The sequence below is a fragment of the Helicobacter turcicus genome (assembly GCF_019711685.1).
GTDB lineage: Bacteria > Campylobacterota > Campylobacteria > Campylobacterales > Helicobacteraceae > Helicobacter_D > Helicobacter_D turcicus.
Genome location: NZ_JAIGYQ010000006.1, coordinates 78,888 through 93,304 on the forward strand (window position 1 = coordinate 78,888; position 14,417 = coordinate 93,304).

The 14,417-nt window shown below is 36.5% G+C and carries 11 protein-coding genes; 9 read left to right on the plus strand and 2 right to left on the minus strand.

Annotation, left to right across the window (positions count from 1 at the left end; all coding sequences use genetic code 11):
• The first annotated feature begins 10 nt into the window (after positions 1 to 10).
• Genes fliF through K4G57_RS05555 form a run of 7 tightly spaced genes read left to right on the plus strand, consistent with a single transcriptional unit; the run spans position 11 to position 9,268 of the window.
• Positions 11 to 1,729, plus strand: coding sequence for a flagellar basal-body MS-ring/collar protein FliF (fliF, locus tag K4G57_RS05525; protein ID WP_221532180.1), 1,719 nt, complete (start codon positions 11 to 13; stop codon positions 1,727 to 1,729).
• Positions 1,729 to 2,763: a flagellar motor switch protein FliG gene (gene fliG / locus K4G57_RS05530; protein WP_221532181.1), complete on the plus strand. Its 1,035-nt coding sequence runs from the start codon at positions 1,729 to 1,731 to the stop codon at positions 2,761 to 2,763. Before fliF ends, fliG begins: the two co-directional genes overlap by 1 nt.
• Positions 2,756 to 3,592 (plus strand): flagellar assembly protein FliH, encoded by an 837-nt coding sequence (gene fliH, locus K4G57_RS05535; RefSeq protein ID WP_221532182.1) that lies wholly within the window; start codon positions 2,756 to 2,758, stop codon positions 3,590 to 3,592. The genes fliG and fliH overlap by 8 nt, the downstream gene beginning before the upstream one ends.
• A complete protein-coding gene (gene dxs, locus K4G57_RS05540; RefSeq protein ID WP_221532183.1) occupies positions 3,592 to 5,454 on the plus strand; it encodes a 1-deoxy-D-xylulose-5-phosphate synthase in 1,863 nt (620 codons plus the stop codon). Before fliH ends, dxs begins: the two co-directional genes overlap by 1 nt.
• 10 nt (positions 5,455 to 5,464) lie before the next feature.
• Positions 5,465 to 6,190: an MlaA family lipoprotein gene (locus K4G57_RS05545; RefSeq protein ID WP_221532184.1), complete on the plus strand. Its 726-nt coding sequence runs from the start codon at positions 5,465 to 5,467 to the stop codon at positions 6,188 to 6,190.
• Complete coding sequence (locus K4G57_RS05550) at positions 6,187 to 6,807, plus strand: Tgt2/MlaC family protein (protein ID WP_236033238.1); 621 nt, start codon at positions 6,187 to 6,189, stop codon at positions 6,805 to 6,807. The genes K4G57_RS05545 and K4G57_RS05550 overlap by 4 nt, the downstream gene beginning before the upstream one ends.
• The gene (locus tag K4G57_RS05555; RefSeq protein WP_221532185.1) at positions 6,794 to 9,268 is read left to right on the plus strand and encodes an efflux RND transporter permease subunit; all 2,475 of its coding nucleotides are present in this window, start codon (positions 6,794 to 6,796) and stop codon (positions 9,266 to 9,268) included. Before K4G57_RS05550 ends, K4G57_RS05555 begins: the two co-directional genes overlap by 14 nt.
• On the opposite strand, the gene recJ is transcribed toward K4G57_RS05555, so the two are convergent.
• Together recJ and pyrG are read right to left on the minus strand one after the other, a co-directional pair.
• On the minus strand, positions 9,253 to 10,830 hold the full coding sequence (gene recJ, locus K4G57_RS05560; RefSeq protein WP_346727936.1) for a single-stranded-DNA-specific exonuclease RecJ: 1,578 nt from the start codon (positions 10,828 to 10,830) through the stop codon (positions 9,253 to 9,255). The two genes, K4G57_RS05555 and recJ, sit on opposite strands and share 16 nt — an antisense overlap.
• A 10-nt stretch (positions 10,831 to 10,840) precedes the next feature.
• Positions 10,841 to 12,481, minus strand: a complete 1,641-nt coding sequence (gene pyrG, locus K4G57_RS05565) for a CTP synthase (RefSeq protein WP_221532186.1) — start codon at positions 12,479 to 12,481, stop codon at positions 10,841 to 10,843.
• Positions 12,482 to 12,596: 115 nt separating this feature from the next.
• Between pyrG and K4G57_RS05570 the strand changes: the two genes are divergently transcribed.
• Both K4G57_RS05570 and K4G57_RS05575 read left to right on the plus strand, forming a co-directional pair.
• Positions 12,597 to 13,679, plus strand: coding sequence for an ATP-binding protein (locus K4G57_RS05570; RefSeq protein WP_221532187.1), 1,083 nt, complete (start codon positions 12,597 to 12,599; stop codon positions 13,677 to 13,679).
• Positions 13,680 to 13,762: 83 nt separating this feature from the next.
• Positions 13,763 to 14,404: a MarC family protein gene (locus K4G57_RS05575; protein WP_221532188.1), complete on the plus strand. Its 642-nt coding sequence runs from the start codon at positions 13,763 to 13,765 to the stop codon at positions 14,402 to 14,404.
• Positions 14,405 to 14,417: the final 13 nt, after the last annotated feature.

Below are 14,417 nucleotides of genomic sequence, written 5' to 3' on the forward strand. Positions count from 1 at the left end.
GAATTAAAACTTGGATTTAAAAGCGCTTTTTGAACAAATTAGAAACCTTTACAAAAAACTAAACAAAAAGCAAAAAATCGTTATTTTAGCGACGATTGTTGTTGTTGTGGGATTTATCTCTGCACTTATTGTGTGGAATTCTACTAATAACAAAGCTGGAATCCTATATCCGGGGTATGCAGTTTTATTTGAAGGTGTTAGCCCAGAAGATGGTGCCCTTATTATCCAGCAACTCCAACAAGACAAGATTCCTTATAGAATCCCAAAGGATAATACGATTCTAATCCCTCAAGAATTTGTTTATGAAGAGCGAATGAAACTTGCAAGCAATGGAATCCCAAAAAGTAGCAAAATTGGTTTTGAGATTTTTGACACTAAGGATTTTGGAGCGACAGACTTTGACCAACGTATTAAATATTTGCGCGCAATTGAAGGTGAGTTAGCACGTACAATTGAAAGCCTTGCACCTATTGCAAAGGCAACCGTGCATTTAGCACAGCCTGAAAAAACCGTGTTTGTAAGTGAGCAAACCCCGCCAACTGCTTCTGTTGTGCTTGTCTTTAAGCCAGCACAAACCCTCACACCAAAGCAAATTTCAGGAATTAAAAATATTGTCTCCTCTGCTGTGCCAAACTTAACAATTCAAAATGTGGAAGTTGTCAATGAAAAAGGCGAACCTTTAAGTGAGCTTGATGAGCTCGGAGGTGCGAGAGAGTTAGCTGTGGCACAATTACGTTACAAGACAGATTTTGAACACTCCTTAGAAGAAAAAATCGTTAATATCCTATCTCCTATTGCAGGAGGCAGAGAAGGCGTCGTAGCAAAGGTTACTGCAGAATTTGATTTTGCGCAAAAAGAAAGCACTCAAGAATATTATGACCCTAATAATGTCGTGCGTAGCATTCAAGATTTAGAAGAGAGACGTGAGGGATTCCGCCCTAAAGAAATCGGCGGTGTTCCGGGAGTTGTAAGCAATATTGGACCTGTGCAAGGACTAGAGGATAATGATACAAAAGAAAAATACGAAAAGACACAAAACACTACGAATTTTGAGATTAGCAAAACCATTTCAAATATCAAAGGTGAGTTTGCTACAATCCGCAGATTGTCCGCTGCTGTTGTTGTAGATGGTCGCTATGAAAGAGAGCTTAATGAAGAAGGTGTAGAACAACTTAAATACATTGCTTTAACCGAAGATGATATGGCAAAAATCTCTGCTCTTGTGCGTCAAGCGATTGGCTATACCGAGCAAAGAGGCGATGAAGTCTCTGTTAGCAACTTCCAACTAAATGGGCAACTCTCTGGCTTTAAAGCACGTACGCCACTAGAACGTTTCTTAGAGGCTTCTGCTAACCTCTTAGCTCCATTTATGCCACTTCTTAAATACGCACTTGTAGGTCTTATCTTATTCTTCTTCTATAAGAAAGTTATCGTGCCATTTAGTGAGCGTATGCTTGAAGCAAGGGCTAGCGAAGAAGAAGAGTTAGAATCACTCATTAAAATTGATGAAGATGAAGAAGAAAATAGCGACCGCTTAAATGAAATGCGTCGCAGAATAGAAGATCAACTTGGATTTGGCAGTGGCGCAAATGAAGATGAAATTAAGTATAATGTGCTGCTAGAAAAAATCAAAGAACTTACAATGGAAAAACCAGCTGAACTTGCAAACCTATTCCAAACTCTAGTGCATGATGAATTAGGACTTGACAATATAGGAGGAAAACGCTAATGCCTTCCATCTCATTAAGCCCACGCCAACAATCCCAATACGATGAACTCTCAATGGCAGAAAAAATTGCCATTTTGCTTGTCCAACTAGGCGATGAACTTACAGGAGAGATTTTTTCACATTTAGATTTAGATTCCATTACAGAAATCTCTAAATACATTGCCCAAAATTCTGGAGTTGATAAGGTTATTGCTGCGGCAATTTTAGAAGAATTTTACGCCATTTTTCAATCCAACCAATACATCTCCACAGGTGGCTTTGAATATGCTAAAGAGTTACTATACCGCACACTTGGACCAGAAGCAGCAAAAAAGGTTTTAGACAAACTTGCAAAATCTATGCAATCTTCTCAAAATTTTGCCTATCTCTCACGTGTGCGCCCACAACAACTTTCAGATTTTATTATCCATGAGCACCCACAGACAATCGCTCTAATCCTAGCGCATATGGACCCTACTAATGCAGCTGAAACATTAAATTTCTTCTCCGATGACTTGCGTGCGGAAATTGCAATTCGTATGGCAAACCTAGGGGATATTTCGCCAAATGTTGTTAAACGTGTCTCCACTGTGTTAGAAAATAAGCTAGAATCGCTAACAAGCTACAAAGTTGAAGTAGGTGGAATCCGTGCTGTTGCGGAAGTCTTTAATAGATTAGGACAAAAAGCTGCTAAAGCAACCATTGCCTACATTGAACAAATTGATGACCAACTTGCTGTTGCAATCAAAGAAATGATGTTTACCTTTGAAGATATTGAAAAACTTGATAATAATGCAATTAGAGAAATTTTAAAAATTATTGATAAAAAAGATTTGATTTTAGCACTAAAAGCATCTCCAGAAGAATTAAAACAAAAATTTATGTCCAATATGTCCCAAAGAGCAAGTGAACAATTCTTAGAAGAAATGCAATTCTTAGGTGCAGTAAAAGTAAAAGATGTTGAAGCTGCGCAACGTAGAATCGTAGAAACCGTCCAATCACTCTCTGAACAAGGCATTATCCAAATTGGCGAACAAGAGGATACCATTGAATAACATTAGCGAACACGAAAATATCATCACAGAACAGCACAAAGATCGGCATGATATTAAAAAATACAATTTTCGTAATATGGAAATTGCTCCAAAAGTAGAATCCCAAAACATAGAATCTAACACACAAGAAGAAGTAGCACCACAACAACAGCCCACAATGCAGATTGTAGAAGCACCAAAACCTAGCGAACCAAGCATTGATGCTCCTGCTCTTAAACTTTTTGAAGCGGAAGTTGTTGATAAAATCTTACAAAAAAGTGATGTGCTTGCAGAATCCCTACAAAGACTCCAAGAGCAGTTTGATAAGCAAGAACGTGAGATTGACCAAAAAGTTTCTCAAGCAAAAGCTGAAGCCAAAGAACAGGGCTATAATGAGGGTTATCAACAAGCAAAGCAAGAGCTTGAAGCACAAATTAGTAGCCAAAAAGAACTTTATGCGCTAAGTATCCAGCGCATTGACACAAATATTTTGGAATCCAAAAATCACATTTTGAATCTAGAAAAAGAATTAAGTTCCATTGCATTAGATATTGCAAAAGAGGTAATTACAGCCGAAATTAACTCTAATAGTGCCAAAATCGCCTCAGCTCTTGCAAGAACACTATTGCAAGACATTGCACAAAACGCACAAGTCACCCTTAAAGTTTTTCCGGGCGACTTAGAAGAGCTTAAAGAGGCATTAAAAGATTTAAATAATGTTACGCTTGAAGCCGACCAAGCCATTGCTAAGGGTGGCGTTGTGATTTTAAGCAATGAAGGCAATATTGATGGTAATATCTTTTTGCGTTTTGAAACCTTGAAAAAATCCATTTTAGAGAACAAAGCCTAATGCCACTTGATTCAAAATATCTAGAAATTCTACGCAAAAATGAACTTAGTGAAGAAGATTTTATTGCTTTAAACACACTTGCGCAACTTGTGCGTAAAAGAATCCTAGAAGTTGTCTCTAAAAATGGCGGACACCTTAGCTCAACACTTGGCGCAGTAGAACTTATCATCGGAATGCACTACGTATTTGATAATCCAAACGACCCTTTTATCTTTGATGTAAGCCACCAAGCTTATGCACATAAGCTTTTAACGGGACGTTGGGATTCCTTTGAGACCTTACGACAAAGTGATGGAATTAGTGGTTTTACAAAACCTAGTGAGAGTGTGCAAGATTATTTTGTTGCTGGACACAGCTCTACTTCTATCTCTCTAGGTGTAGGGGCTGCAAAAGCATTTAATCTAAAAGGGAGCAGACAAATTCCAGTGGCACTCATCGGTGATGGTGCAATGAGTGCTGGGCTCGCTTATGAAGCACTTAATGAGCTAGGTGATCGTAAGTATCCTATGGTGATTATCCTAAATGATAATGAAATGAGTATTGCAGAACCTATTGGTGCAATTAGTAAATATCTCTCCCAAATTATTGCTGGAAAATTTGTGCAAAGGATTAAAAACAGAATCGGACATGCAATCAACAAAATGCCAAACGCTACCTACATTGCTAAACGTTTTGAAGAATCCCTAAAACTCATCACACCCGGAATCCTTTTTGAAGAACTTGGGCTAGAATATATTGGACCCATTGATGGACATAATCTAAAAGAAATCATAAACACTCTAACTCTTGCTAAAAACACTAGAAAACCAATCGTTGTGCATGCGCAAACACTAAAGGGTAAAGGCTACTCCCCAGCAGAAGGGAATTTGGAGCAGTGGCATGGGGTTAGCCCATTTGATCCTATAAAAGGTGAGATACTTTCAAAAAGTAGCGTAAAATCCCCTACTTCTGTATTCGCAGAATCCTTATTAGAATTTGCAAAATCTGATTCTACCATTGTGGGCATCACAGCAGCAATGCCTAGTGGCACGGGACTAGATAAACTCATTAAAGCTTACCCAAAACGCTTTTGGGATGTTGCCATTGCCGAACAACATGCCACCACACAAGCAAGCTCTTTAGCAAAAGAGGGTTTTAAGCCGTTTGTGGCAATTTACTCCACATTTTTACAACGCGCATTTGATCAGTTAATCCACGATGTAGGCATTATGAAAACGCCTGTGAAATTTGCTATTGACCGCGCTGGAATCGTGGGGGAAGATGGTGAAACACATCAAGGCGTTTTTGATATAGCATATTTAAACATGATTCCAAACTTCACCATCTTTGCACCACGTGATCTTGCTACACTCACTCTAGCTGTTGAATTTGCTAAAGACTTTACACAAGGTCCATGTGCTTTTCGCTATCCAAGAAAGGCTTTTTTGCTAAGCGAAGAGATTTTTAGTCCAACACCTTTTAACTATGGAAAGCTAGAGATTTTAAAAAAGACAGAAAGTGGAATCTTATTGCTAGGCTATGGCAATGGTGTTGGACGTGCGTATAAATGCTTACTAGATCTAAAAAATCAAGGAATTGATGTAGCCTTAGTGGATTTGCGTTTTGTAAAACCCCTTGATACAAATGCTTTGGTAGAACTTGCTAAATCTCACAAACAATGGTTTATTTTTAGCGATAGCGCAAAAATAGGTGGTGTAGGACAAATCTTAAGCGCATTTGCACAGGACTTCGTCTTGAATATTAAAATCCATTCTTTAGAGTTTGAAGATGCCTTTATTCCACATGGAAAAGTTGAAGAAATTGAGGCAAAACTTGGGCTTGATACACAAAATCTTGTAGCAAAAATTACAAGATACATTTAAAAGGTTTATAATGTTAAAAATAGCAATTTTAGGGATTTTATTCTTTTTTAATGCTCATCTCTATGCGCTAGATTCCACAGATTCTACAAATTTACTTAGAGATTTTGAGCAAGAATACAGCATTCAAGAACCAAACGACCCCTTATATGATTACAACCACTTTATGCACACTCTAAATTGGGGGTTTTATGATTATGCCTTGAATCCCTTGCTAAACACCTATAACAAAGCCATTCCACTAGGCTATCGACTTGGAATCTATAATTTCTTTGACAATCTTACCTCTCCATTACGTTTTTTAGCACACTTGTTTGCCTTTGAACCCAAAAGGGCGATAGACGAGCTAGGGCGATTTATGCTAAATTCCTCTGTTGGAATCCTAGGACTCTTTGATGTAGCATCACAAAATCAACTCTATACTTATAAGATTGATTTTGGAATCACTTTTGGGAAATGGGGAATAGGCAGTGGTGCTTATCTTGCACTGCCTATTTTGGGACCCAGTAGTGTGCGTGATACAATTGCTCTGCCCTTAAATGCTTTAGCAAATCCCACGACTTATCTCAATCCAACTAGCCTTAGCTTAGCTAGCTCTGCATTAAAGGAATTTAACTACATTGCTTATAACAAAGATACCATAGACACCTTACGCAAAGATGCTTTGGGTGATGACTATATTCTTCTTCGCAATGCTTATTTACAACACCGCGACGAACTCATTAAAGGAAATTTATGAAAACTTTAACAACACTTCTATTGACTTTTATTTTATCGGCTGCCTTTGCTTTTAGCATAGAATTTGACAAGATTGACAGCACTATGCAAACAAACATTGACGCAACTTTGCGTATTTTACAAGAACTCCCAAAAACAACACAAAATGTCCCACAAGATGAAGCAAGTATTCAACGCGCAGCAAATCAAATCTTTATACTTTTTGACCCAATATTTGATTATACGCTAATGAGCCAACTTGCACTCTCTCAACACTACAAAACCCTTACAAAAGAACAGCTAAAAGCTTTCAATGCAAGTTTTGAACGGAATCTTAAAAGAAACTTTACAGATAAACTCAAACTTTATAAAGATGAAAAAATGGAGGTTATTGGGGGTGATAAACCAAAAAGTAATCGCTACAACCTAAAAACTTCTCTTATTTTAAATGGCAAAGTTAATTACATTACTTTCAAATTCTACGACAATAAAAAGGACTGGAAAATTTATGATGTAGATGTCCTAGGAGTTAGCATAATCCAAACTTACCGCTCACAAATTAGTGATATTCTAGCAAAATCCGATTTCAACGCATTGCTAGATAGCCTACAAAACGAAATCTCTTTTGAATCAAACTAACACATTTAAAATTCAAGAATTTCTAGTGCGCACTTTTTCAAGCTCTTTTGCATACTTTTACAAAGAAATCTTACATGTCCCAAAGCGCACCCTTGCTATCTGTGCAATCTTCTTTTTTATTTTTGGATTCTTTGCACTAAGACTCTCAATTGATGCAAGCTCTGATAGCTTAATCTTAGAGAATGACAAAGATTTTAAAACCTACGAATCCCTTTTAAAAAATTATTCCACCAAAGATTTTTTAATCTTAGCTTACAGCCCAGAAAACGGCGATGTATTCTCACCTAACTCGCTTAAAACTCTAAAAGAACTAAGCGCAGATTTAAGCGCGATTCCACAAGTTGAAAGTGTTCTAAGCATTCTAAATGCACCCTTGCTTAAGAGCACGCCAAATTTAGACTTACAAGAAACACTAAAACTAAACCCAACACTACTCTCCAAAGAGGTAGATAAGGAGTTAGCTAAAAAAGAGATTCTAAATCACCCCTTTTTTGTGCAGAATCTAATTTCAAAAGATGCGAAAACCATGGGAATTGTAATTAACTTGCGAAGCTCCCCGTATCTAGAAGAACTAAAAACTCTAAAAAACACCACAAATGCTAAACTTGAAAAAGAAAAACTTCAGCAACTTATCACATTAGAAAAGAAAAAACTCCAAACCCAAAACGATTCCACAATTAGAGAATTAAAAGCATTACAAAACAAATATAAAGGACTAGAAATTGGTGGAATCACTCTAATTGCTAGCGATATGATTGCTTATGTGAAATCTGACCTCATCACTTATGGTGCTACACTTAGCGTGATTTTAGCTTTAATGCTTTGGGTGTTTTTTAGAAGCTGGCTCTTTGTCGCACTCACGCTTGGAATTTGTTTTTTTACCCTTGTTGTTAGCAGTGGAATTTTCGCCACACTAGGCTATCAAATTACCATTGTATCTTCAAACTATGTCTCCTTGCTACTTATTATCAATGTCTCTTTGGTAGTGCATTTGATCGTAACATATTTAGAATTCTATGAAAAATTCCCAAGAGCCACACAAAAAAGCTTACTTTATGCCACACTCATTAGCAAACAAGCCCCAAGCTTCTTTGCGGTGCTTACTACAATGATTGGCTTTTTAAGTCTTATGTATTCTAATATCCTTCCAATCATTCACTTAGGAATTGTGATGAGTCTAGGCGTAAGCGTAGCACTAATCTTTACCTTTATGCTATTTGCTAGTATCCTAGCTCTGCTTCCAAAACCCAAAAAAGTTGCTAAACTCTCTTTAAAACAAGAATCCTTTTTACTCTTTTGTGCAAATTTTGCTATAAAAAAACCAAAAACTATCTACACCATAGCCCTACTTTGTATTGTTTTTAGCGTGTATGGAATTGAACATCTAAAGGTTGAAAACAGCTTTGTAAATTATTTTAAAGATTCAAGTGCTATTAAACAAGGACTCTTAAAAATTGACAAAGAGCTAGGCGGAACAGTGCCTTTAGATATCCTTGTTACATTCCCAAAAAAAGATGCAAACAAGCAAAATTCCACAGATTCCTTTGAAGCAGAATTTGAGGAAGAATTTTCCACTTTGGAATCTGAAGATGTCTATTGGTTTGATAGTCAAAAACTTCGTATTGCTAAAAATGTGCATAGCTATTTACAGACAAATCCTTATATTGGCTCAATCCTAAGCCTACATAGTCTATCAATGCTACTAGATAATTTAGGCATTGGCGCAGATGATTTTACTATCGCCTTTTTATATAAAAATGTCTCTTTGGAATTAAAAAATCAACTTTTCACACCTTATGCAAATCCAGAAGAAAACCAACTGCGCTTTTCTTTGCGCACTTTTGATTCTAATCCAAATTTAGCACGTAATGCTTTTATCGCGCAAATCAAAGCTGATTTACAAGAGCTTTTAAAAGATGAAAATGTACGTGTAGAAGTCAATGGCGCAATGATACTCTATAACAATCTTCTTCAAAATCTCATCGCCTCACAAGTAGATACTCTAAGCTTTGTAATTGGCATTATTTTTCTAGTTTTTGTTCTCATTTTTAAAAGTCTAAAACTCGCCTTAATCGCCCTTTTTACAAACCTTATTCCACTTGGAGCAATCTTTGGAATCCTAGGGGCTACCGAGATTCCATTAGATTTAATGGGTGTTACCATTGCTGCAATTGCTCTAGGAATTGGCGTAGATGATGTGATCCATTATATCCATCGTTTTGTTTCTGAACTTAAAAACCATTCTTTAGAGCAAGCCCTTCTAAACTCACATAAATCCATTGGTAATGCAATGTATTACACAACACTCATTATCGTTGTTGGCTTTTGTATGATGATGACTAGTAACTTTATCCCAACAATCTATTTTGGATTCCTAACCACACTCGTAATGCTCCTAATGCTTCTAAGTGCGCTTATCTTACTTCCTGCCCTCTTGCACAGCTTTTATAAAAAAATGTAATGTTCCACATGCAGCACTACACTTTGCTTATAATTATCCCATTGTAAGCAATACAAGCAAGCAATTTCTCTGCCTTGTGCTTCCCTCAAATCTTTATTAAACACTATGGCATTGCAAGTAACGACACCATCACTTAAACTTAATTGACTATGCCCTGCCCCAAAACAACGTACATTTATAATTTTAGTTTCTGTGTAAAACTTTGGAATCGCATTTGCATTCCCAAAAGGAGCGAAACTCTGCACCATTGCAAAAAATTCCTCTCCTACCACACTTAATGGTAAATACCCTAAAGCTTCTTTAAAATTGGATTCCACTTTATCTTGCGTGTAATTAAAACGCATTAATGTTTTCTCAAAATCCTCTAAAGATTCTTTCTTTAAATTAAGCCCGGCTGCGCCAAAATGCCCACCAAAGGAACACAAATGCTCCCTTGCACTCTCTAAAACTTCCATGCAATCTATACAAGAGGAACGCATACTTCCTTTTAAGATTCCATCCTTTTGTGTTAGCACAATACTAGGTTTGCTAAACTCTTCACTTAAACGCGCCGCAATAATCCCTACAATTCCCTCATGCCAACTCTCATTAAAGACTAGAATAAAGGGGATTTTTTTGTAATTCTTTTGCTTGCAAAACTTTTCCTTAGCTTCCGCATAAATCACATTCTGAAGCACCTTGCGCTCTGCGTTAATAGCTAGAAGTTGCTCTAAAAGCATTTTAGATTCTGCTTTTTTACTTGCAATTAAAAAGCGATAAGCAAGCATTGCGCTATCCATTCTACCTGCGCAATTTAGCAAGGGGGCAATGTAGTAGCTAATAAATTGTGCATCAATATTATGCTTGCAAAACTGCTCTTTTAAATGCACAAATGCCATTCTTTGACTACTCTTTAATGTCTCTAAACCTTTCTTTAAAAGCACACGATTAATCCCACGTAATGGCATTACATCACTTACAATTGCAAGAGAAAGCAAATCTAAAAATTCTCCCATTGCAATATCAACATTTAAAACTTGTTTTAACCCAGCACATAAATACCACGCCACACAAGCCCCGCAAATCTCAGATTCCGGAAAGTCTTTGGATAATTTTGGGTTGCAAATTAACGCATTTGGTAGAATCTCTTGGGGGGTGTGATGATCAGTAATCAATAACTCAATGCCCCTATTTTTACAAATTTGTGCTGCTTCAATGGCATTAATTCCATTATCCACCGTGATTATCACATCACAATCTAAACGTGCAATCACCGATTGTGAAAGCCCATAGCCATCACTAAAGCGATTTGGAATCTCAACACTAATAGGATATTGAATTTTCTGAAAAAATGTGTGCAAAATTGCACAAGAAACCACGCCATCCACATCATAATCCCCAACAACTACAATACGTTTTTGTGCCTCCATTGCCACTTGTATGCGCTTTGCTATTATAAGCAGATTACATAGGCTTTCTGGTTTTGGTAAATCCTTAAGTTGCTTAATATCTTCGTTGATAAAACGTCCCTTTAAAAGCGATTCTACCGCCTTAAAATCAAGCTTTTCTAAATGCGAAACCACAAAAAATACTTTAAGAATGAGAGAAATTGAGAGATTGTTTAATAAACTCTAAAATCACGCAATTTGGAGCTTGTAGTCTTGAAGTAAATTCTGGGTGAAATTGCACTGCTACAAACCACGGATGCTCCTTTAGCTCAATAGCTTCAATTAATCCATTACTCTCCCCACTAACTAGCATTCCTTGTGCCTCAAGTGCCGCACGATATTTTGGATTTGCTTCATAGCGGTGGCGGTGACGTTCTTTAATCACCTTTTGCCCTTGATATGCAGCTTGTAGCTTACTACCATCTTTTGTTTGGCATTCATACTCACCAAGCCGCATTGTTCCACCCATTGGAGAAGTGTGTGTGCGGATTTGTTTATTTCCTGCTTTATCAATAAAATTCTCTATTAAGTAAATAACTGGCTCTTTTGTCTTTGGATTAAACTCCATAGAATCAGCCTCTTTAATTCCAAGCACATTGCGACAAAACTCCAAAATTGCTAGTTGCATTCCTAAACAAATCCCTAAAAATGGAATCTTATGCTCCCTTGCAAATGTAATTGCGCGCATTTTTCCGACAATCCCACGCTCACCAAATCCGCCGGGAACTAGGATTCCATCAACATATTTTAGCTGCTCTAGTGCTTCTTGATTTTTTTCTAGCTCTTCACTATCCATCCACTGAATATCCACTTTTGTATCTAGATTAGCTCCAGCGTGAATTAATGCTTCAATGAGTGATTTATAAGATTCCTTTAAACGTAGATATTTGCCCACAAAAGCAATTTTCACTTCATTTTGTGGTGCTAAAATTTGTTTGACTAACAAATCCCATTCTTTCATATCGGGGCTAAATTCTGGTAATTTCAAAAATCTAGCAATTGGCACCAAAACGTCCTCTTTTAAAAAATTAATTGGCATTTGGTAAATACTTTTTGCATCTTGAGCCATAATCACACAATCATAATCTACATCGCAACTCATTGAAAGCTTACTTTTTAACTCTTTTGGAATCTCTTTTTCTGTGCGTGCGATAATAATTTGTGGCGTGATTCCAATACGACGAAGCTCTTGCACGCTGTGTTGTGTGGGCTTTGTTTTTAGCTCTCCAGCAACACGGATTAACGGAATTAACGTCACATGTACACTTATGACTCTCTCCATTCCATACTCATGTTTCATCTCGCGCATTGCCTCCAAAAATGGCAAACCCTCAATATCGCCAACCGTCCCTCCAAGCTCCACAACTAAAATCTCATTTTCCTCACCTGCAAGGCAAATTCTACGTTTAATTTCATCAACAATATGCGGAACTACTTGAATAGTTTTGCCAAGATAACCCCCTTTGCGCTCCCTATCAATCACACTTAGATACACTTGTCCGGTTGTGAAATTATTTTTACTAGAAAAATTCATATTTAAAAAACGTTCATAATGCCCAATATCTAAATCTGTCTCCGCCCCATCACGTGTAACAAACACTTCCCCATGTTCTAGAGGACTCATCGTACCTGGATCAACATTAATATAGGGGTCAATTTTTAAAATTCCAACTTTAAATCCAGAATGTTTTAACAAAGTTGCAATAGATGAAGAAGTAATTCCTTTTCCCAAAGAACTTAGTACACCACCTGTAACAAAAATATATTTCGTTTCAAATTTAGACATCGCAAACCTCTCTGAATTAATTGTCGCATTATACTTTGAAGCAAGTTAATTTTTGCTTTTTATTGCGTGTGGAATCTTGTTATAATATTAAGCAAAACTTTGCCAAAGGTGCGCAATGCTTGAAAAAATCTTAGATTCCTACCCAAAACCAAAAATGCGATTCCAACGTCAAATCACACTAAAACTCCCAAGTCTTGCTTGTCTCTATGGTCCCAATGGAATCGGAAAAACAGATTTTGTTCTCCACTACTTTCTAAAACCACAATTTAACACTTCTAAAAAACTCTATATTGACTGCAACGATACTCGTTTAAGCTTACCTAAAGACTTGGAGAAACTAAAGCAATTCGTCAAAGAGCATAATATCTCCATTTTGATTTTAGATAATTATCACAAAAATCCCATTTTTCTTGACTTCACACTGCCTTTTATCGTCCTTATTTCTAACGCGCCTTATACAGGATTCCAAAATATTTCTATGCCGCCTATTACCTTTAGTGAGTTCTTATCTATGCGCAAACTCTCAAGGGAAGATGGGCTTGCACAATATTTGAAGTTTGGAAATTTGTTTGAACATTTTAGTGAGCAAAAAAAGGGTGAATTTTTAAGGACAATTGCACAAGATTCCACAGAATTTTGGATGCTACGCAATCTAATTTTACATCTTGGACAAAAAGTCTCGCCTTATCAAATTTATACAAAACTGAAAAAAGAAGGTAGGCTTTCAAAAGATAGATTCTATGCATACACTCAAGCTTTAGAAAAAAGCAGAATCTTATTTTGGGTAGAGAAGTTTGAGCATGCATCAGCACCAAAGAAGCTATATTTTTGGGATTTCACATTAAAAAATGCTGTATCTTATGACCGCAATTTTGCACTTTTATTTGAAAATATGGTATTTTTAGAGCTTCTCTTTTACTTTAAGTTTGAATTTTTCTACACTGATAAACTTGACTTTTATATCCCCTCTTTATCACTTGGAATCATTTGTTCTCCTTTTGTTCAAACGCTAGAATTGCGACTAAATAAAATTGGTAAGGAAAGAGAATTTTGCGATTCCTTATTAATCCTTTCTTTAAATCATTACGAAAGCGGAGAAAATCTAGGCACACCTTATACTATCATTCCTTTTGCAGAATTTTCTCAAAATGGCGTCTCTCTTTTAAAATCTTTAAATCTCCCTTGCGATTCTTTTTAACTTACCTTAAAAGTTCTAAAGCCATTGTGCATTCTCAAATATAAAATGTTAGAATCCAAAAAAAATTATTTTAAAGGCACATAATGTTTGATAATATAGAATCTGTTACCTATATCATCGGTGTAGCAACTGTTACTATCATTGCCGTTTTAAACCCTTTTGGCAATCTTCCCTTATTTATCGCAATGACAGAGCAAGTTCCCGTTCGCTTGCGTCAAAAACTTTTTCGCAATATTTTATGGGTAGCATTTTTAATTGTTTTGCTTTTCCTCTTTAGTGGTTCTTTTATTATGCAATATCTCTTTCGTGTGAGTTTAGATAGCCTACGTGTAGCAGGTGGATTAGTTATTGGAGTAATGAGTCTTAAAAACTTGTTATTTTCACAAACGCAACAAGACTTTTCTAATTACAAGGATTTAGAGTTTAGCGAACTTTTAAAACATAGTGTTATTCCTATGGCATTTCCTATGCTTGTAGGTCCAGGAACACTCTCAACGGTAATTATTATTGCAGAGGAAAGCAACATGCTAATAGCAACTGGTGCAGTGATCACTGCATTTGTGTTTTTATTGATTTTGTTTTATTTTTCTGCGATGATTGAAAAAATCTTAGGACATCTTGTCTTGTATGTGCTATCACGTATTTCATTAATTTTTATTATAGCAGTTGGAATCCAAATGATTATTGCAGGGCTTCAAGGAATAGGTGTTATTAAAATCCCTTAATTAAGGATTCCTT